Source organism: Vibrio toranzoniae, assembly GCF_024347655.1.
Classification (GTDB): Bacteria; Pseudomonadota; Gammaproteobacteria; order Enterobacterales; family Vibrionaceae; genus Vibrio; species Vibrio toranzoniae.
Window position 1 is genome coordinate 2,281,787 of sequence record NZ_AP025514.1, and the last position, 20,148, is coordinate 2,301,934.

The 20,148-nt window shown below is 44.6% G+C and carries 16 protein-coding genes; all 16 read right to left on the reverse strand.

All coding sequences use genetic code 11. From position 1 onward, the window contains the following. Positions 1-109 precede the first annotated feature (109 nt). The 16 genes from fliG to flgJ all read right to left on the reverse strand — a co-directional run bounded on the left by fliG (position 110) and on the right by flgJ (position 20,138). On the reverse strand, positions 110-1,171 hold the full coding sequence (gene fliG / locus OCU50_RS10145) for a flagellar motor switch protein FliG (RefSeq protein ID WP_060468219.1): 1,062 nt from the start codon (positions 1,169-1,171) through the stop codon (positions 110-112). After that, positions 1,164-2,906, reverse strand: coding sequence for a flagellar basal-body MS-ring/collar protein FliF (gene fliF, locus OCU50_RS10150; RefSeq protein WP_060468220.1), 1,743 nt, complete (start codon positions 2,904-2,906; stop codon positions 1,164-1,166). Before fliF ends, fliG begins: the two co-directional genes overlap by 8 nt. A gap of 16 nt (positions 2,907-2,922) precedes the next feature. Next, entirely contained in the window at positions 2,923-3,234 is a 312-nt protein-coding gene (gene fliE, locus OCU50_RS10155) for a flagellar hook-basal body complex protein FliE (RefSeq protein ID WP_060468221.1), read from the reverse strand. Positions 3,235-3,366: 132 nt separating this feature from the next. Then, a complete protein-coding gene (locus tag OCU50_RS10160) occupies positions 3,367-4,776 on the reverse strand; it encodes a sigma-54-dependent transcriptional regulator (protein ID WP_060468222.1) in 1,410 nt (469 codons plus the stop codon). Positions 4,777-4,808: 32 nt separating this feature from the next. Next, entirely contained in the window at positions 4,809-5,849 is a 1,041-nt protein-coding gene (locus OCU50_RS10165) for a sensor histidine kinase (RefSeq protein WP_017056869.1), read from the reverse strand. Between the two features lie 185 nt (positions 5,850-6,034). Next, entirely contained in the window at positions 6,035-7,501 is a 1,467-nt protein-coding gene (locus tag OCU50_RS10170; RefSeq protein WP_060468223.1) for a sigma-54 dependent transcriptional regulator, read from the reverse strand. A 228-nt stretch (positions 7,502-7,729) separates the two neighbouring features. Beyond that, on the reverse strand, positions 7,730-8,140 hold the full coding sequence (gene fliS, locus OCU50_RS10175) for a flagellar export chaperone FliS (RefSeq protein WP_060468224.1): 411 nt from the start codon (positions 8,138-8,140) through the stop codon (positions 7,730-7,732). A gap of 12 nt (positions 8,141-8,152) precedes the next feature. Further along, positions 8,153-8,458: a flagellar protein FliT gene (locus OCU50_RS10180; RefSeq protein WP_060468225.1), complete on the reverse strand. Its 306-nt coding sequence runs from the start codon at positions 8,456-8,458 to the stop codon at positions 8,153-8,155. A gap of 3 nt (positions 8,459-8,461) precedes the next feature. After that, positions 8,462-10,471 carry a flagellar filament capping protein FliD gene (fliD, locus tag OCU50_RS10185; RefSeq protein WP_060468226.1) on the reverse strand — a complete coding sequence of 670 codons (2,010 nt, stop codon included), beginning with the start codon at positions 10,469-10,471 and terminating at the stop codon, positions 8,462-8,464. Positions 10,472-10,493: 22 nt separating this feature from the next. Then, positions 10,494-10,919, reverse strand: coding sequence for a flagellar protein FlaG (flaG, locus tag OCU50_RS10190; protein WP_060468227.1), 426 nt, complete (start codon positions 10,917-10,919; stop codon positions 10,494-10,496). An 80-nt stretch (positions 10,920-10,999) separates the two neighbouring features. Beyond that, positions 11,000-12,130, reverse strand: a complete 1,131-nt coding sequence (locus OCU50_RS10195; protein WP_017056863.1) for a flagellin — start codon at positions 12,128-12,130, stop codon at positions 11,000-11,002. A 471-nt stretch (positions 12,131-12,601) separates the two neighbouring features. Continuing rightward, positions 12,602-13,735: a flagellin gene (locus tag OCU50_RS10200; protein ID WP_065311174.1), complete on the reverse strand. Its 1,134-nt coding sequence runs from the start codon at positions 13,733-13,735 to the stop codon at positions 12,602-12,604. 626 nt (positions 13,736-14,361) lie between these two features. Beyond that, the gene (locus OCU50_RS10205) at positions 14,362-15,498 is read right to left on the reverse strand and encodes a flagellin (RefSeq protein ID WP_060467289.1); all 1,137 of its coding nucleotides are present in this window, start codon (positions 15,496-15,498) and stop codon (positions 14,362-14,364) included. 419 nt (positions 15,499-15,917) lie between these two features. Then, entirely contained in the window at positions 15,918-17,108 is a 1,191-nt protein-coding gene (flgL, locus tag OCU50_RS10210) for a flagellar hook-associated protein FlgL (RefSeq protein ID WP_060467288.1), read from the reverse strand. A 9-nt stretch (positions 17,109-17,117) separates the two neighbouring features. Continuing rightward, the gene (gene flgK / locus OCU50_RS10215) at positions 17,118-18,998 is read right to left on the reverse strand and encodes a flagellar hook-associated protein FlgK (protein ID WP_060467287.1); all 1,881 of its coding nucleotides are present in this window, start codon (positions 18,996-18,998) and stop codon (positions 17,118-17,120) included. A 222-nt stretch (positions 18,999-19,220) separates the two neighbouring features. Continuing rightward, positions 19,221-20,138, reverse strand: a complete 918-nt coding sequence (gene flgJ / locus OCU50_RS10220; protein ID WP_060467286.1) for a flagellar assembly peptidoglycan hydrolase FlgJ — start codon at positions 20,136-20,138, stop codon at positions 19,221-19,223. Between the last annotated feature and the right edge of the window lie 10 nt (positions 20,139-20,148).

Sequence of the window (20,148 nt, forward strand, 5' to 3'; positions counted from 1 at the left end):
TGAGTGAGTCAAACTGCTTAGTACATTCAAGCAGTTAAACTTAATTAATGTATGGTTCGAAATTGGATAAAGAAAAGCCCCAGCAGTGTGGGGCTTTGAGGTTTCTGTATTAAAGGAACTCGTCGGCGCCACCAGATAGCATAATCTCGCCACTGTCTGCCATTTTCCTCGCAATCCCCAAAATCTCTTTCTGAGCCGCTTCAACGTCAGAAACTTTCACTGGCGGCATCGCCTCAATATCGTCTCTCATCATATCCGCTGCACGTTTCGACATGTTCTTAAAGATCTTCTCACGTAAACCGTCATCAGCGCCCTTAAGCGCTTTCTGTAGAACGTCTTGTGGGACATCACGCAGCAATCTCTGGACACCTTGATCATCAACTTCAATAAGGTTTTCAAAGACAAACATAAGATCTTGAATCTGTGTCGCCATGTCTTCGTCTTGGTCACGGATTTGATCCATCAAGACACCTTCAACGTTGTTGTCCATGTAGTTCATGATCTCAGCCGCAGCTTTCAGGCCACCGATTTTGGCAGCTTGGGCACCCGCTTGACCCGCAAACTGTTTCTCCATGATTTCGTTCAGTTCAGCAAGAGCGGAAGGTTGAACTTCTTCAAGGTTGGCAATACGCATCATCAGGTCCAGACGAACACGCTCTGGGAACTGAGACAATATTTCTGCCGATTGGTCAGAATCGAGGTACGACAGCACAATGGTTTGTATCTGAGGGTGTTCGTTGATGATGATGCTCGCCACCTGACGAGGATCCATCCACTTCAACGAATCCAACCCTTTCGAGCCAGTGCCGAGAAGTATTTGGTCCACAAGGTTATTCGCCTTATCCTCACCCAGAGCAGCCACCAGCGCATTACGCATAAAGTCTTCACTGCCCATACCAATATTGGTGTACTTCTGAATATCATCTAAGAATGCACGGTGAACCGCACCCACTTTTTCTTGAGATAGATCCGCAGCTCGCGCCATCGCACTACCTACACGTTGAACCTGCTTAGGCTCAAGGTGGCGAATAATACCAGCAGCGTCTTCTTCATTTAAACTTAGTAATAAGATCGCCGCGCGCTCATCGCCTGAGATAGAGCCGATATCCACGCTAGAGACATCAAGCACTTCACCGCCTTCCGTTTGTTGTGGAACTATTTCGTTAGCCATCTACCATCCAATTTTTAACTACTTGAGCTGCTAGCTCTGGTTCATTCGCTACGAGTGCACGTACTGCTTTCAGCACGTCTTCGTCTTTATGAAGGTTTGGTAAGTCGATACTTGAACCAAACTCAAACAGTTCGCCACCTTCGATATCACCACCAATTAAGCTGGTTTCGCCATCAGCACCAATTGGCATACCGTCAGGACCATACATCTGTTCATCGTTGTCCGCTGCAGGATTAAGCAGTTTCTTCATTGCTGGACGAACAAGGACCAACACCACCACAATGATGACCAACGCACTTGCAAACCAACGTACCCAATCATTAAAGTTTGGATGCTCCCAAATTGGGACATCAGCAACAACATCGGTTACTTGAGGTGCAAACTGCATGCTTAATACGTTGAGTAAATCGCCACGGGTTTCATCAAAACCCACAGTGCCAATCAAAACCTGACGAATCGCGTTGATCTCGCTTACAGGGATTGGCGTGTGGACCACTTCACCCGTATCTGGATTCAATGATTGGCGGTCTTTTATTGCGACAGATACTGTCTGACGGTTAACCGTTCCACTCTGTTTACGTTCATGGCTAATGGTTGTGTCTAACTCGAAGTTTCGGGTCGCTTCTTTATGAACCGAACCTTGGCCCGTCAAAGAACCATCTTTCATTTGAGCAACATCTTGCGGAATTGAGGCATCAGCAGGTGGCTGATTACTCAAAGCACCAGGAATTCCGGCAACCGTATTGCCATTATTATAGTCTTCTAGCGTGTACTCACTTCGAGTCGCGGGGGTATTTGGATCAAAACGTTTTCTCGTTTGCTCCACCGCACTAAAATCGAGCTGAATATCAACCTGCGCGGTATAGTTACCAAACCCAAGAATCGGAATCAGAATAGAGTCAATTTTCTCACGCAGCGCTTGCTCTTGGTTACGCTCTAATTCGTGTTCTTTACGACGCGCCGCTGACATCGGGTCTTGAGAGCCTGAACTCAGAAGTCGACCATGCTGATCGGTTACGGTAATACGTGAGGTTTTCATGCCCGGAACGGCACTCGCCACCATATCCACAACAGAATCCACTTCTTGTTGCTTAAGGTTGGTGCCCGTTTTAAGGGTTAGGAATACAGAAGCAGAGGCTTCTTGATTGTGACGCACGAACACACTTTGCTTCGGCAAGGCCAGTAAAACCTGTGCTTTACGAACCTGTTTCATCTGTTCAATGGCTTTCGCAAGCTGTCTTTCACGGCTTAATTTAAGGCGCTCTTGCTCCAAACGTTGTGACACACCAAAACCCATGTCTTGCATGAGAATGTCATCACCCGCGTTTCGCTCTTGGTTCAAACCAGCTCGAACCATATTCAACTTCAGAGAGTTGTACTCGCTGGCAGGAACAGAGATAGTGTTGCCTTCAAGAGAGTACTCGATCTTTTGCAGGTCTAAGTAATCCAGAACGGGGATCAACTCTTCTGTTTCGTAAGCCCCTAATGGACGCATTTCTGGCTCTTTTACCCAGAAAAAAAGCATCACAATAAGCGCTACACAAATAGAAATAGAAAGGACTAAGACAACCTGACGAAGTAAATCGAGATCGCCCACGGCCATATCGAATTTCGATGAACTGCGTTCACCTAGATCGGGATTTTGCCCTTCTCCGTCAAGCTCAGAACCTGCAATAAGTGCGTGATCGTTACTGTCGTTTACGGCTAAATCTGTTGTTTGACTATTATCTGCCACTATTTAACTACCTAAATTATACCGGCATATTCATCAGCTCTTTGTACGATTCGACCAATTTATTTCTAATTTGGATCGTCGCCTCAAAAGCCACACTAGATTTATTACGAGCAATCATCACATCGGATAGAGACACGCTTTGGTCACCACTATCAAAACGTGCTTGAAGATTACCTGAGGTCTTTTGTAATGAGTTCACATTATTGATGGCTTGCGTAAGCATGTTGCCAAAATCTGCACCGACCGCTTGCCCCGTTGCTGCGGGACGCGTGCTAGCAGCTTCAACCATCATTGCCTGCATTTCGCCTTGTAAACCATCTATTTTCATCTACTACCTCAGGAGTCAAAATTATGACTATCTATTTCGCTGTATTATTGACTGAGCAATTAGCGTGCCACACATCATTTTGACTAGACATCGTACTACAACAATCAGAAAGCTGGCACTACTAATCTATCCTCAGTTTGGGATATCTATTCCAGCATCACGCATTTTCGCCAACTTATAGCGCAATGTACGAGGACTAATGCCCAGTTTTTCGGCCATATCTTTGCGTCGACCATTACACGCGATCAAGGTTTCAAGAATTATTGCATACTCTTGATCTCTAAGCTCATTGCCAAGTCCTTCACTGCTAGCTACTACTTTATTGATTGGGTTTGCTTCGGAAATAGGTTTAATTTCTGGCGCCGCAACATCGTTACCTTCAACAATTTGTTGTAGACCACTAGCATCTTGCCAATCAACACCTTCAAGAAGGATGTGCTCACCAGATATATGCTCTTTCTCACTCAATATTAGCGCACGCTGTATTACATTATCCAATTCACGCACATTTCCCGGCCACGGATAATTGACGAGTTTACTAATAGCTTGCTCAGACAGAGCAGGAACAGGCATTCCAAGTTTAGTGCAATGGCGTTCAATCAAATGCTTCGCAAGCGGCTCAATATCGCCTTTACGTTCACACAGAGCTGGCCAAGTAATTGGGAAAACATTCAGTCTGTAGTATAGATCTTCACGGAAGTTCCCTTCAGAAACATACTGTTTAAGATCTCGGTTACTGGTCGCCAACACACGAACATCTAATTTGATGCTCTTACGGCTACCTAGGCGTTCAACCTCACGTTCTTGCAATACACGTAGTAATTTCGCTTGAAGGCTAAGATCCATTTCACTGATCTCATCCAACAAAATAGTGCCACCTTGCGCCTGTTCGAATTTACCTGGACACGCCTGAATAGCGCCAGTAAAAGCGCCTTTTTCATAACCAAACAGGGTCGCTTCCAACATATTATCGGGGATCGCAGCGCAGTTAATCGCGACAAACGGTCCATCCTTGCGACTCGAAGCATTGTGAATGTAGCGAGACATCACCTCTTTACCGGAACCACTAGGCCCCAACACCATGACATTGGCGTCAGTTTTCGCTACTTTATCAGCCAGCATCATTAACTTGATGCTTTTTTCATCGGCAACGATGGCATCGCCATTATCATCCGACTTCACAGGAGCGTAGCGGCTCACCATGTTTAGCAATACTTCTGGCGCAAATGGCTTCGCCATGTAGTCGATCGCGCCCTCTTTCATTGCCGCCACTGCATCTTCGATGTTGGCATAGGCAGTCATCAACAATACCGGTAAATTTGGCCAATGCTGCTTGATGTTTCGCAATAGTGCCAAACCACCCATGCCCGCCATTTGAACGTCAGATACAACAATATCAACGGAGTTGGATTTTAATTTTACCAGAGCATCTTCCGCACTATCCGCTTCCAGCCATTCATAACCAGCAAGCGCGAGAGTGTCGACAAGGGCTTCGCGTAGACCTTCATCATCTTCGACGATTAACACTTTGCTTTGAGCCATAGGATTCTCCAGTGTAAATTCAGTTAAACTTATTAGTCTTCAGTAGAAGCGCTTCTTTCAAGTGGCAAGCACATGGTAAAACATGCGCCATCACCTTCTTCTGAGATCAATTCCAGCCGGCCTTCATGGGCTCGACATACCATTTGTACAACCGCTAAGCCTAAACCTGTACCTTGAGAACGGGTGGTAAAGAAGGGTTCCATAATTTTACCTTGAAGCTCCTTGGGTACACCGGGGCCACTGTCTTGTACTGATATCTTAAGTTCACCGTTTACCGGTCTAAAAAAAACATCAATCTGCGATTCCTTACCAGCAATTTGAACCGCATTCAAAACCAAGTTGCTTAACGCCGAAGCGATCGCATTTGCGTTACCAAACATTTGAGTCTCTTCGCCTTCCACTTCTTGGCAATAATCAATCTGGTTGGTTTTTAATGCCGCTTCAACCATAGGGTGGAATTCATTGATCAATTCAGCCACAGTAAATGGCTTAACTACTTTGTTGTCGCCCCCTTTAGCAAACAACAGCATATCATTAACTTGCTTCTCTAAGTCATGCAACCTATCCATAAGCTTAGATTGAAAACGCGTCTTTGTTGCCGACGGTAGGTTTGGCGCGGCAAGGTTGGATGCATACAGCATCGCGCTAGAAAGTGGCGTACGGACCTGATGCGCCAGCGAAGCGACCATTCGACCTAACGACGACAAGCGCTGGAGATCACTCACACGAGATTGCAATAGACGAGTCTCAGTCAGGTCGGTAATCAAGATAAGTTGACCTGTCGTAGAAGCAGAAATCGCTAAACGCACTTTTCGTCCGTTCTTTAATGAGATCTCATGACCGTCATCGTCTTTTGGGTCGAAGGCACTTTGAATCACCGAAAACCACTTCTCACCAACTAACTCAACACTGAGAATACGGTGCGCTTCTGGGTTAGCTTCTCTCACTTCACCATGTGTATCTAACAAGATAACACCAGCGGGCATCACATCGAGCACTTGTTTATAGCGCTCAACTTGCTGCTCAACAGAGTCTAGGTGTGACTGATTTTCTGGTTCGTTAGATACGTGCATATCAAAAATTTGCCTCAAATACTAAAACAGCCTGGCACGTACAATACGAGTCAGGCTATTTGCTATATTTATCACATAGTTAATCAAGCAACAACTCGGCTATGTTTTATCGATTCAATTAGTTAAAGTTAAAATTTAGCTAAAAGTGTGTACTATTTTTTTGTATTTTCGTCTAAAACTAAATACTAACGCTGTAAGTTATATTTACGCATTTTTTCAACCAGAGTGGTTCTTCGCATTCCAAGCATGTCCGCAGCACGAGCAACGATCCCCCCCTGAGCCTCCAAGGCTTGACTAATCATGTTCACTTCCATATCCGCGAGCAGCTCTTTCAGATTAACCCCTTCAGCGGGTAACTCTTGGGGCGCATTCGCATTGTCGGCAATATCATCTTGCTGATCAAAACTGAAATCTTCGGAAAACAAGTCCGCCAATGCATCACGCTCTTGTTCTTCTTCAGAGGTAAAGCTATTAAATTCAGGTTGGAACTCAGGAATATCGCTGTATCTGTACTTCGTTGGAAGATGATTAACGTCGACCAGACTATTCGGATAGAGGATCAACATTCGTTCAATGAGGTTAGCAAGTTCACGAACATTACCCGGCCAATCATGTTCCATCAAAGAATTGATGGCGCGCGGCGTAAAGCAAATAGGCATGCTACCTTCCGCTTCCATTCTGGTCATTAGCTCTTGAAGCAACAGTGGAATATCTTCTTTACGATCTTGAAGTGCCGGCATTTCAATCGGGAAGACATTTAAGCGGTAGTAAAGGTCCTCACGGAAAGATTCATCGTCGATCATATCTTCGAGGTTGCGGTGTGTGGCTGCTATCACGCGGACATTAGCTTGAATGGTAGTGTTACCACCTACACGTTCAAAACAACGCTCTTGCAAAACACGCAGCAGTTTAACTTGCATCGCCATTGGCATATCACCAATTTCATCAAGGAACAGCGTGCCACCTTCAGCTAACTCAAAGCGACCTTTACGTGCGGTAATTGCGCCGGTAAACGCCCCTTTCTCGTGGCCAAATAGTTCACTTTCGAGCAAATCTGCTGGAATCGCGCCACAATTCACTGGCACAAACGGTCCAGTACGACGCTTAGAATGGTAGTGAATATTACGCGCGACCACTTCTTTGCCCGTACCCGATTCGCCAAGAATCAATACGTTCGCTTCCGTAGAAGAGACTTGTTCAATTAAGTGACGTACTTCTTGAATGCCCGAACTCTGCCCCACGAGGCTACGAAACAGCGTGTTCTTACGTGCCGAAGACACAACTTGCCCCCCTTTTCGGCCTAAGAAGTCTTTACAGTGCCTTAATGCATCACTTAATTGAGGGTAATTGAGAGGAAGCTCGAGTTCGCCAACGAAGTTAGTTAGCTCATCAACCGAGTAATTGTTTTTGCTAATCACAAGTAAAGGAATGTGATTGGCGTGAACAAGCTGTTCATTCAATAATATGTTGAAGCCTTTACCTTTAATTGAGCCGATAATGCAGCCTGCCCACGGTAATGACCAGTCAACTTTGCGCGCTTGTTCAGAGCTGATAACTTCGCAGCTCTCTCCTACAAACTCTAATATTGTGCTTAAATTGTGACGATCTTGAGCGTTATCGTCGACGACAAGCAGTTTTGCCAAACCTTGCATAAGTAGGAATTATTGCCTTTATTTTGGTGCGATGCGGAAAAACGGTGAGCAACGTAATCGATAAAAACAGAAAAAAACATCAATGATTATGTTTACGTGAACAAATTAAGGAAATCAGCAACGAAAAAAGCCATTAGGCTATCTAATGGCTTCTATTTTATTTGATTAAAAAAATAAGGCAACCAACCAATTAAAGGATATGAGATTGGTTCAAACTGCAATTTTTCGTTAAATACCTACCTCAGTAGAGGTCAAGTTGTGATATTCATTCGGAATTTGGTCCCAAGCGCTCTTAATTTCACGGATAATACCAACAACATCATCAATAGGCTGTGGATCATTTTTGTGATTTGCCGCAGAAATTTGCGTGATCATGAACTCATAAAGTTGATCTAGGTTTTTCGCTATATCGCCGCCGTCATCCATAGACAGGCAACTACGTAGGCTAATAATGATATCTAAAGCTTTACCAAGTCGCTCACCTTTCACTGGGATATTACCCGCCTGCATTGCCGCCTTGCCTTGGATCAAGCGCTCAATAGCACCTGCCATTAACATTTGCACAATTTTATGCGGTGAAGCAGCCGTTAGCTGACTATCCACTGATACCTTTTTATATGCCTGTAAAGAACCGCGCATAGTAAACCTCTTCTATAAAAACTTTTTGTATTGTTGAACTGATTTAGCACCGTGACGATATTTGTGTAGGTTTTTACCTATTCGATTCGTCTCAGACTGCATCAATTCGACCAATTTTCTGGTTCTGGTAATGGCTTCAAACCATTCAGAACTTTGCTTAACGTCGGGGTGTGAGTCGATTAATTGAAACACGTTTTGCAATAACTGATCTCTGTTATCGACAAGCTGTGTTATTTCTTCAGCATTAATTTCACTTAATTCGAGCTTAGAGATAATTAGTTGATCTAGTTCACAAAGCTCTTGAAGTTGTCCATTCATCTACTAGCCCAACGCATTCATCATACTGCCCAGCTGAGATTGCATTTTACTGGTCGCATCTTGCATCGCAGTGAACTTAGAGTGAGTGCGGTTCTCTAGGCTATCCATGCGACGGTCGAGCGCGCTTTGGTCATCCGCTAGGCGGTAATTTTGCTCAACTAAGCTCTTTTCTCTCGTACGAATTGAGCCAGTGACACCAGTGATGCCTTGAATCGCATCTTCGACCTTTTTAGCGAAACCGTTGTTGCCCCCGAAGAACTCACCCAACTTATCAAAATTATTATTAAGTTGACGATCAAGCATGTCGTAGTTGATCTCTAACGAGCCTTGTCTTGTAGTCGTGATACCAAATTCAGTCAAAGACTTAAGGTTATCGGGTGCACCTTCAATACTTGATGAGAACACACCTTTAAGACGCGAATCGGCGTTACGAACCGTACTGTCGCCAGAAAGAGGGCCTTTTTGCCCAGTCGTTGGGTCAACGCCCGCCAAGTTTTTAGACACTTGGTAAAACTGATTGTAAGAATTAACAAAAGCTTCAATGTCTTGGCGAACACTATTACGGTCGTACTCCACACCAATTTCTGCTGGCGGCTTATCTTTTGGTGTTTTTCCTTTTACCGTAATATCGATCCCTTCCACGGCATCTTCAATCACATTGTTGTTACTAGAGAGCTGAGCAACGCCATCCAAAACCACCATTGAGTCTTGTCCAGCTTGAACTTCAGCCATACCACTGTAGGCATCAAAAGCCTGTTGAGCCTGAACCAAGTCAGCTTGTGCTTTATCGACCTTCTCTAAATGCTCACGCTCTTCCGGTTCTAATTTGGCACGTTCAATCTTTTTAGCTTGTTCAGCCGTCAATTCGCCTTTTTGAACTTTCTCAGCCAGATCCGCTTTTTCTTGTGAAATTTTTTCTTCGATACGCGCTTGTTCAGCCTCAAGCTTTTGTTGGGCTTCTTTTGGCGTCACGTAGGAATCGGTCAGCGTACCTGATGCGGCATTGGACCACCCCGGCACATCGGGTGCCTTCTCTATCGCCTTTTCATCAAGCTCAAGTTCGGGTGTGTAATAAGAGTCCAATAACGTACCAGAGGCCGTTTCCGTCCAGCCTGGAATATTATCTTCAGGCATCACCGATTTTGCAGCCTGAGCAGCGTCTAGCGCTGCTTGACCATCGGCTGCGGCCTGCTCGCCGTAACTAAGACTAACACTCTGAGCAGAATTACCCTTTCCACCTTCTTGTGGCGGAATCTGATTGCCGTCAGCATCAAGTGAAGACTTATCAGCCTCACTAAAGGGGTCTAAGGCTGCAACTTCTTGCCCTGGTGCAGGCTTAGAAAGGATCTCTTGAGCAGAAAGACGAGCTTTCTCCAACGTTTTAACACGCTCTTCAAGAGTCTTGTATTCGAGTTTTTTAAGAGGATTGGCAGTATCAGATTCAACATTTATGCTGATCTGCTGATCGGAACCGGACTGGTTCGAGGCAACAATAAGTCGTGGGCCTCCGACATCATTGATAACCGATGCGCGAACGCCTGGGTTGCTATCTGCGCCGTTTATGCTGCGAACAATATCGATAAGTTTCGATCTATCGCCAACTTGTACATCAAAGCTATTATCGCCAAGCGAAATCTGCAGCTTACCTGGGCCAAACTTCATGTCCTCTGATAGTACATCAGAAGCCACTTTATGGCTCTGGGCAAGCTGCAACACATCGATGGCATATTTGCCAGCGATCGCTTCAGTAGTCGCGGTCGCAGAAACAAGACCTTCATCAGTACTTTCCACTGTTCGCACAGCAAAAGCTTTTTCCTGACGAAAGTTTGTCATCAGGTTTTTCATCGAGTCAAGGGATTCTCTGAGTCTTCCATAGGCACTAATGCTGGTATCGATTCGCGTTCGTTCATTGTCGATTCGTTGCTGTTTAGGTACGCGCTCCGAATCAACAATTTTGCTGACCATGGAATTGATATCCATGCCAGACGAAATCCCCATTGGGCCAAAACTCATTAAATCACCTCAATAATACGACTTAAACCTTCACCTCAAATATTCGACTATTCGAGTTTTGGGCTGCTAGGCGTCTTAGAATTTCAAGCATTTCTTCATCGGGTATTTGGCGAATAATATCACCGGTTGTGGTCTCATAAATGGTCACCACATCCCGACCTGACTCTTCATCGACTTTAAAAGCAACACCCTTATTGAGAGAGGAGATAAACTCATTTACCTTCTCCACCATCTTGACCCGCTCTTCATCATTTAGCTCTTGTCTATCTTGAGCTAATTGAATCACTGCTGCGGTAGCCTCTTCTTTTGATTTATCTACCTTGTCATAAGATGTTGCTTCTTTCAGTCGCGAAGTGCTCGACGCACTACTACCTTCATCGCTTGCAAATTTAATGCCATTGGGTGAGCCATAAGGCTGGATGTTCGATGCGTTGGATGGTATTTCCATAACACTCTCCCTCCCTCCTTTATGAGCCATACAGTAAAACTCTACCAGAGTAGAGTTTACTGCTACTTACCAAAGTAAGTTTAGCCCAATAAGCTTAGAGCTGCTGACGGTGACTGCTTCGCTTGCGCTAAGATAGAAGTACTCGCCTGTTGCAGAATTTGAGACTTCGTCATTGCCGTTGTTTCTTTCGCGTAATCGGTATCTTTGATACGGCTCTTAGATGCATTAACGTTTTCGTTGATGTTGTCTAAGTTGCTGATTGCGTGGTCAAAACGGTTTTGGAAAGCACCAAGAGAAGCACGGTTACTATCAACAGATTTTAGTGCGCCATCAATAATAGAGACTGCTTCGTTTGCACCCGCAACCGATGTTACGTCGATATCGTTAACAGTAACGTCTTTACCAGCACCAATACCTAATTCACCAGCAAGGCTGCCACCGAATTCAACATCGCCTTCAACTTTTTGGCTTGAAGCGAAAAGTTGCAGTTTGCCGCCTTCACCTACAGATGCTTTAACGTCTTGGCTTTGACCATTGATGTAAGTTGCTAGCTCTTCGATGTCGTTGCCTTCCTTCGCAGAAATAGACAATTCTTGTGCTTCACCAAACTTATCGTTGTATTTGATCGTTAAGTCAGCACCAGCACCTACACGCCAAGAAGCATCTTTGCCTTCTTCTACGCTGTAGCTCTTACCACCCATATCTTGAGTGTCAGTACGCATGTTATTCATTGTGAGCATTACGGCTTCACCAGAATCTGCACCGATTTGGAAAGATTGACTGCCGTAAGTACCGTTAAGAAGCTTGTTACCACCAAAAGAGGTCGTTTCAGCGATACGGTTAAGTTCTGTATTTAGAGCAGAAACTTCTTCTTGGATCGCAACACGTTCAGATTTGCTGTTCGAACCGTTTGAAGATTGAAGAGAAAGGTCACGCATACGTTGCAGAATGTTGGTTGACTCATTCATTGCACCTTCAGCTGTTTGTGCAATAGAGATCCCGTCATTCGCATTTTTCACAGCCATATCTAGGCCACGGCTTTGCGACGTTAAGCGGTTAGAGATTTGTAGGCCCGCAGCATCATCTTTTGCGCTATTGATTTTATAGCCAGAAGACAAACGCTCCATTGATTTTTGAGTACCTTCAGCCGCGCTATTTAGGTAGCGCTGAGCCGTCATTGCAGACACGTTAGTGCTTACATTAATCGCCATAGTTGATCTCCTTTAGGCATTTTTTAATGCACCTATGTGACTCTCACCTCACACAAATACATATCAAATTGTTTTATGTACCACTGTCTCTCTCACCTTACATTGGTACATATCATTTCTCTCAATCCCTTTAACGGCCCCTTAGTTAGAAGCTTTAATAAAAAATGTGCTTTTTTTCGTATTCTTTTCAACAACAAAGAAAAGTGTGACCGAACTTCAACTAATAAAACATCATTTCCCGCTCCCGTGATTCTCTACAACGAGGAACGAGAGTGATAGGGACTCGCTTTTACTCCTACTCCTCAGCTCCGTAATTTCCCAAACCCTCTGTTACCAAACAGCAGGCAATAAAAAACCCAGCCGAAGCTGGGTCTGTTTAGCGCTCATCTCTCACCACGAGCTAATTTGTGGAAGCCTTACGTTAACGCTTTTGCTCAACAACGCTTATAGTCAACGTGGCTTTTCAATCGATTAACCTAGTAGGCTAAGTGCCGAGTTCGGTGCTTGCTTCGCTTGAGCAAGAATCGAGCTTGAAGCTTGAGAAAGGATCTGAGACTTAGTCATCTGAGTCGTTTCTTTCGCGAAGTCGGTATCTTTAATACGGCTCTTAGAGGCATTAACGTTCTCGTTAATGTTGTCTAAGTTGCTGATAGCGTGGTCGAAACGGTTTTGGAAAGCACCCAGTTCAGCGCGGTGGCTGTCTACGTACTTAAGTGCCGCATCGATGACTGCTACAGACTCTTGTGCACCGCCAACAGACGTTACGTCGATAGTATCAACCGTAACTTCTTTGCCCGCTTGAATGCCTAGCTCACCAGCAAGACCGCCAGAGAAAGACACATCGCCGCTCACTTTGTTGTTACCAGTGAACATTTGTAGCTTGCCGTCTTCAGTCACAGACGCTTTAACAGAATCTTGTTGACCGTTGATGTACGTTGCTAACTCTTCGATGTCGTCACCCGCTTTTGCGTTGATGTCGATTTCTTGTGCTTGACCGAAGTTATCCGTGAACGACAGTTTCAGGTCGTTAGAGCCTGCTTGAACGTTCCAATCTTTGTCTTTTGCATTCTCAGTTTGGTAGCTCTTACCACCCATCTGAGCGTTATCAGAGCGCATGTCTTTCAGTTGAAGCATTACCGCTTCACCGTTATCCGCACCGATTTGGAATGATTTAGTCCCGTGAGTACCGTTAAGCAGCTTGTTACCACCAAAAGACGTCGTTTCCGCGATACGGTTCAGTTCATCGTTCAGTGCAGTTACTTCTTCTTGAATCGCTACACGCTCAGATTTTGAGTTTGAGCCGTTTGAAGATTGTAGAGACAAATCACGCATACGTTGCAGGATGTTCGTTGTCTCGTTCATCGCACCTTCAGCCGTTTGTGCAATAGAGATACCGTCGTTTGCGTTACGTACAGCAACATCAAGACCACGACTCTGAACGTTCAAACGGTTCGAGATTTGTAGGCCTGCAGCATCATCTTTTGCGCTGTTGATTTTAGAGCCTGAAGATAGGCGCTCCATTGATGTTTGTTGTGCGTTGTTTGCATTATTTAGGTAACGTTGCGCTGTCATCGCTGAAACGTTGGTATTTACATTCACTGCCATGGTGATTTCTCCAATTGATTTTCCGGTATAGCGGTTTCCGACGTCTCGGAAAACCAAGTAGTTCTCTCAAAGTTACTTTTAGTAACGGCTCGAAAACACGAAGCTTTAGAAAAACTTTTGAAAAACTATAAACAAAATAATAAATCTTTATTTTTCAGCGTCTTATTTTTTATGTTTTTCTAAAACAACCACTAATATCGACGAACAAAAGATTTCAATGTGTTCATAAAACGTACGAAACGTTCTTCAAATGAATCAACGCATAGAAATGATCCATCCCCCAACATTTCATACTGGCGTGAACCGGGAGATTCAGGCGAATGATTGGCCGTAAAGTAGATCGGAAAAAGAATAAGGAAAAAAGCTAGTGGGAGCCCCAAAGAGGCAGAAAGCAGAAAGGAAAAAGCCCCTTTTCCTTTGAGAGAACCGGGGCTAGTTGGCGCGTCAGAGCCTGTGTGGAGATCATCGAGAAATGAACACATTTCCGACTTGCCGTTGCATTCTTACTGTAAAAATGGATAGCAGGTGAGAGATGAGAGAGCTAAACATTCAATAGTAAGTATGCTTGCCAGTTTCCCTTGCTGCATGGCTCACGTCTGAACACGAGCAGCAAGTTCAACCAATAACTATTGCAATAGTGACATTGCAGAGTTAGGCAACTGTTTTGCTTGAGCAAGTATCGAAGTACCTGCTTGTTGCAGAATTTGTGATTTGGTCATTTGCGTCGTCTCTTTCGCAAAGTCCGTATCTTTGATTCGGCTGTTAGAAGCGTCTACGTTCTCTTGTACGTTTGCCAAGTTATTAATACTGTGGCTTAGACGGTTCTGTTTCGCACCTAAATCAGCACGCTGTGAATCTACATATTTCATTGCAGAGTCAATCACGCTGATCGCGTTCTGTGAGCCTGCAACACTAGTTAAGCTAACGTCTTGCACTGACGTAGGGCGACCTTCGCTCTTAATACCTAGCTCAGAGGCTAGACCACCAGAGATCGACATTGCACCTTCGAGATCAGGTTCAGCAACGAATAGTTGTAAACGACCTTCATCAGTCACCGATGCGTTCACTAAATCAGACTGACCATTAATGTAAGTCGCTAGCTCTTCTATATCATCACCCGCTTTGGTATTGATATCTAAAATGATGTCTTCACCCGCTTTAGTCTTGAATTCGAACTTAAGGTCGCGAGCTTGTGCAGGCACTTCCCAGTTCTTATCTTTAGCGTTTTCAGAATCAAATGTAGTGCCCCCCATACGAAAGTCATCAGCACGGATACTCGTTAATCCCATGATCATGGCTTCACCGGAGCTAGCACCGATCTGGAATGAGGCTTCACCAAATGAACCGTTCAATAGGCGGCGGCCACCAAAAGAGGTTGTTTCAGCGATACGGTTAAGCTCATCTTGAAGTGCCATTGACTCTTCATTCAGTGCAGTACGCTCTGCCGGCGAGTTAGTGCCGTTTGATGATTGAATCGCTAGGTCACGCATACGTTGTAGTACGTTGGTTGATTCGTTCATCGCGCCTTCTGCCGTTTGAGCAATCGAAATACCGTCGTTGGCATTACGCATTGCCACATCAAGACCACGAGATTGCGCCGTTAAGCGGTTCGAGATTTGTAGACCCGCTGCATCGTCTTTCGCACTGTTGATCTTGTGACCCGATGACAAACGCTCCATAGAAGTCGCTAAGTCATTAGACGCTTTATTCAGGTAACGCTGCGCTGTCATTGCGGAAACGTTAGTACTTACATTAACTGCCATTTTGCTCTCCTTATGAGTCCGCAAACTTTCTGCGAAGCGGCCAGCTTTACTCTCATATGGATAAGCACTGACCGTGTATTACTCGATAAACCCTGTACAGGATTTAAGATCTGTATTAATCATTTACAACCAACACAGATACAAGTTGTATGCCAAGTTTAATTTTGTATAAATAATTTTTTAATTAAATAAAAATCAAAAACTTACACAAAATCAAACGCGATTATGATTGTTTGTTCTTTGAGGGTGAAACAACGTACACCCTCCTGATTGCCGTTTTTTGCCGCTATCTTAGAAACGTCATGTCTCGTACGAAAAAGCGGCAAACTATGGCGTCATTCGCACGTATGGCATAGCACATACGGCAAGGAATCAACGCCATGGTGATCGACAAGTCGCCACTAAATACCGATTAATTATTAAATATAGTTAAACAAGGTCAGGTCTTTGGTTTTGCCAAACGCTTGTTGAGAAGCTTGCAGTGCCCGAGAGTTTTCATTGAATTCAATGATTGCTTTCGAATAATCCAAATCTTCAAAGTTGCTTTTTGCTTTTGCTAAAGACAACTTAAAATCTTCATGTTGTTGCTCTTGAATATCCAAGGTATTCAAACGCGCACCGACATCGGTTCTTGCCTTCGTCAAATGAATAAACGCAGCATGGAACTCTTCGGTCACTTGATGCAGTTTCGCGGTCGCCGACGCATCTGAAACCGGATGTTCTGCTTGCTCTGCCGCTTCTTTGAATGTATCAAAAATAGAGAATGTCTCTCTCGGCTCTAAGGTGATTGAGTCGCCCTTAGTGATCTGGCCTTTGATTTGAATATTCAGCCCTTCGTAAACAATGCCTGTCGAAGGATCAAAATCTTCTGCCGCAACCACTGCACCATCTTTTTCAAGTTGATAAGCGAACTTACCCGTCTGCATGTCGACGAAAGTCACTTTATAGGTAGAACCATCTTCTGCGCTGTTAGTCGCACGCTCGAGTAATAACTCAGAGGCAGGCTCAAGCTCATATTGGGGCTCGTAATCACCGAAAGGGTTATCTATTTCCATAAATAACTTGCTGCCCGGATCATTCATTGCCATCTCAAAGCTACTTGCCACACGCATCTTGCGTTGGTAATCATCACCTTGATACGTCACGTTCCCTTCGTTATCTCGAAAGAAAGGCTGGTTCTTCGGCTTAGTGCCCGCAAATGTATAGTTACCCGACTCATCTTGAGAGTTGGCCAAGTACAAAAAGTTATTCGCCAGTTCTTTAATTTCACGCTGCTTAGCTAAACGGCCTTCCGGTGAAAGCGCGCCGTTGATCATTTCCATTACGGTTCGTTTGGCTTCATCAGCAAACCCTTCCGAGTTAGACATCATAACTTCATGATGCTCTAAACGATTTCGAACCAACGTAATAGCATCAACATATTGTTTCAGTTGCTCAGATTGCTGACCAATATTTTGTAGGTAGTGGGTCGCCAACGGGTCATCACTTGGCGACTGCAGCTGCTTACCAGAAGCGAGTTGCGCTTGGTTGTGATGCACCTTGTTCTCTTGGCGGCGCAAGTCATTTTGTACTGACTGATAGTTATGGAAGCTAGAAATACGATTCAACATTTACACTTCCTATCTCAGAGCTAAAATAGTGTTAAACGTGTCATTGGCTGCTTGCATGATGCGTGAGGAAGCCATATACGCTTGCTGAAACTTCATCATATTGGCTGCTTCTTCATCGAGATTGACCCCGGATACCGAAGCAATACGCTCTTGAGCTGACTGTTTTTCTAAGGTCGCAATATCACTCAAGCGATTGGCCGTTGAAGACTTCAACCCCATATTGGTATTCAAGTTATGGTAAAGGTCTAAAATCGTAGACTCACCATCGTTCAAAATTTTTCCGGTTTGTAGATTCTGCATCTTACGTAGATTACCGTTGTCACCTTCTGATGGGACAAGGTTTGCCGTAAATTTGTCGTTTGCCAACGCTCCCGGTGTTAACTCAAACGTGGTGCCATTAATAGTGACCGGCCCTTCAGGCGGATACGGTTGCGGCTGCATTAAAATGTTGCCTTTCGGGTCCGTTACCGCAAACTGCTCACCCTTGGGTGACACAATGACTTCGAACTCGCGCAATTGACCCGCTTGTAAAATTTTGAAACCAGCCGTGCCTTTAGCAAACGTGGTCGATGCTTCATAACTTTGCGCAGTAATGTCTTTTGGATCTTTGGTTTCCATCTGAATCTGTGCGGCAAAATTGCGAGTTGGACGCAACAGCAATTTCTCTCCAAGCTCAGGAGGGTTGCGAACTTCCACTCGCATACCATCAAGATTAAAAGCGTTGCCACTTGAATTAGTGCTGACTTTTACCGTTTCACCGTCAGGCTTGGTCACGACAAAGTCACTGCCATCATACTTAAGGCCATACTCTCCGCCTTTTAAAGCAGAGGTGTCATCTATATAAACCGCAACATCAGCCTTTGACTGGCTGCTCGCCGTCACGCGTGATTTTGCCACCCGCTCAGAGTTCACATCGGTAAACAGATTTTTACCCACGTTGCCATTAAGATCTAAACCTTGCGATTGCAACTCATTGACTTTGTGTGAAAACGCCGTCGCCAAACGACCCAGTTCATCCATGACTTCTGGAATGTGGTCATCTCGCATGTCTAACATGGCACCGATTTTTCCATCGATATCACTGCTAGTTATCGGTTTTAGAGACTTTCCTTCAACAATCGCTAAGCGACGTTGATGGACATCTGGTAGGCCATCGACCATTTTTAATTGGCTCGCTTCACTACCAGAAACTAAGGTATGGCCATTACCGATATGGACATTAAAACCTTCGGCATTCGAGCGCGGCGTCACCGTTACTTTGGTGTAACCAGACAGCTCATTAATCAGTTTCTCATGCTGATCTCGTAGGTCGTTATGAGGCCCAGGAGTTCGCATCATTAAGCGTTGTACGTCACGGATCTCGTAAGCGAGTTGGTTAACTCGCTCTATACCCATATCTAATTTTTTATTCGTAGAATCAGATTGTTGGCGCACCGTTTCATGAAATTCATTCAGTGTTTTGCTTAACAGCTCGGCTTTTTCTAACACCACTTTTCGCGCACCTACATCATTAGGTGTATCAGCGAGTGTCTTAACCGAATCAAACCATTCATTGAGGTTTTCTGGAATCTTCTTTGAAGCAACCGATGACAACATACTCGACAGCATGTCGAGGTTAGCTTCAGTATCGCCTTTGTTGGCGGCATTGGTTGTCGATAAGTTAAGTTCTTTAACGGCAAACTGATCCCAAGAGCGGCGAACATTTTCCACATGCACACCCATACCATAGGACTGGCCACCGTACTGACGCGGGTCATTCACACCTTGAATTACAGATTGGCGGCTAAAGCCCTCTGTGTTGGCATTAGAAATGTTATGACCTGTGGTGTTTAACTGTCTCTGAGCAGTAAGAACACTTTGTGCCCCTACATTCAGAAGATCCGACGCCATAATGCCCCCAAAAAACTTAACAAAATCAGAATGAACTGATTAACTACAACCGTATATTACTAAGATAATTAGCAATATATGTGCCAATAGAATTAGCAGAGAGTTAAAAGACAATAATTTATTGAAGTGTAAGGAGATAACTATGGACAACGGGGCCAGGTTTGAGGTGGCGGATAAGAAAAAAGCCTGCCAATGGCAAGCTCTCAATGCTAGTTGATTGCGCTAATTCATCTCATCAATCTTAGCTTTAACGCGCAATACCTTATCGGCATAGTTAGGGTCAGTTGCGTAACCCGCTTGGTGGATACCTTTGATGAAGTTCTCTGAGTTACCCTGATGCTTCAATGCCGTTTCGTATCTTGGATTTTCGTTCAAGAACTTCACATAGTCATTAAAGCTGTCTTCGAAGTTTGAGTAAGAACGGAAAGACGCTGACTCTTTGACTGCTGTTTTACCATGGAACTCAAGAGTCTGCGTAGCAACCTTATCGCCCTTCCAACTTCTATCGGCTTTGATGTTGAATAGGTTATTACTATTACCCAAAGAGTTTTTAACCATTTTAGAACCCCAACCTGTTTCAAGAGCGGCTTGTGCTAATAGCAACGATGAATCGACACCAAGCGCGCTTGCTGCTTTTTCAGCATAAGGCTTCATAGAGGTAACAAACGATTCTGGAGAATCGAAAGAGACGGGTTGTTTAGCCGCTGATGCAGATTGAACTTCAGATACTCTATCTTCTGAACGGCCTGAGTACTGAGGTCTTTGCAGTGAAGTATCAAAGCCTTCACTACGAACCTTATCTTCTGCCGCATCGCTTGCTTGACCAGCACTTAATTGAGCCACAATCATATCCGCTAGGCCTAGCGAACCCGAAGCGCTCAATTCACTCGCCATTTGGTCGTCTTGCATCTGACGATAGAACTGTTCGTTCTGGCTGTTCAACATATCCGACTCAAAGCTTGAGTTCGCGTCGCGCATCGACTTAAACAACATCGAGGTAAAAATCGATTCAAACTGTTTTGCCGCAGCCGTCAGTGCTTCTTTTTCGCTGCCTTCTTCACCATTTACCGCTTGTTGACGAAGGCGGTCTAAGCTACCGATGTCGTGAATAAAGCCGATGTCATTGTTATTCTTAATCATGCTTTATTCC

Coding starts and splice junctions, on each gene's coding strand:
- flgJ (WP_060467286.1), bottom strand. CDS start 20,138: ATGATTAAGAATAACAATGACATCGGCTTTATTCACGACATCGGTAGC.
- fliS (WP_060468224.1), bottom strand. CDS start 8,140: ATGCGCGGTTCTTTACAGGCATATAAAAAGGTATCAGTGGATAGTCAG.
- OCU50_RS10160 (WP_060468222.1), bottom strand. CDS start 4,776: ATGGCTCAAAGCAAAGTGTTAATCGTCGAAGATGATGAAGGTCTACGC.
- fliD (WP_060468226.1), bottom strand. CDS start 10,471: ATGAGTTTTGGCCCAATGGGGATTTCGTCTGGCATGGATATCAATTCC.
- fliE (WP_060468221.1), bottom strand. CDS start 3,234: ATGAAAATAGATGGTTTACAAGGCGAAATGCAGGCAATGATGGTTGAA.
- fliG (WP_060468219.1), bottom strand. CDS start 1,171: ATGGCTAACGAAATAGTTCCACAACAAACGGAAGGCGGTGAAGTGCTT.
- OCU50_RS10195 (WP_017056863.1), bottom strand. CDS start 12,130: ATGGCGATTAATGTAAGCACTAACGTGTCTGCAATGACGGCTCAGCGC.
- flgL (WP_060467288.1), bottom strand. CDS start 17,108: ATGTTGAATCGTATTTCTAGCTTCCATAACTATCAGTCAGTACAAAAT.
- OCU50_RS10205 (WP_060467289.1), bottom strand. CDS start 15,498: ATGGCAGTTAATGTAAGTACTAACGTTTCCGCAATGACAGCGCAGCGT.
- OCU50_RS10165 (WP_017056869.1), bottom strand. CDS start 5,849: ATGCACGTATCTAACGAACCAGAAAATCAGTCACACCTAGACTCTGTT.
- flaG (WP_060468227.1), bottom strand. CDS start 10,919: ATGGAAATACCATCCAACGCATCGAACATCCAGCCTTATGGCTCACCC.
- flgK (WP_060467287.1), bottom strand. CDS start 18,998: ATGGCGTCGGATCTTCTGAATGTAGGGGCACAAAGTGTTCTTACTGCT.
- OCU50_RS10200 (WP_065311174.1), bottom strand. CDS start 13,735: ATGGCAGTGAATGTAAATACCAACGTTTCAGCGATGACAGCGCAACGT.
- OCU50_RS10180 (WP_060468225.1), bottom strand. CDS start 8,458: ATGAATGGACAACTTCAAGAGCTTTGTGAACTAGATCAACTAATTATC.
- OCU50_RS10170 (WP_060468223.1), bottom strand. CDS start 7,501: ATGCAAGGTTTGGCAAAACTGCTTGTCGTCGACGATAACGCTCAAGAT.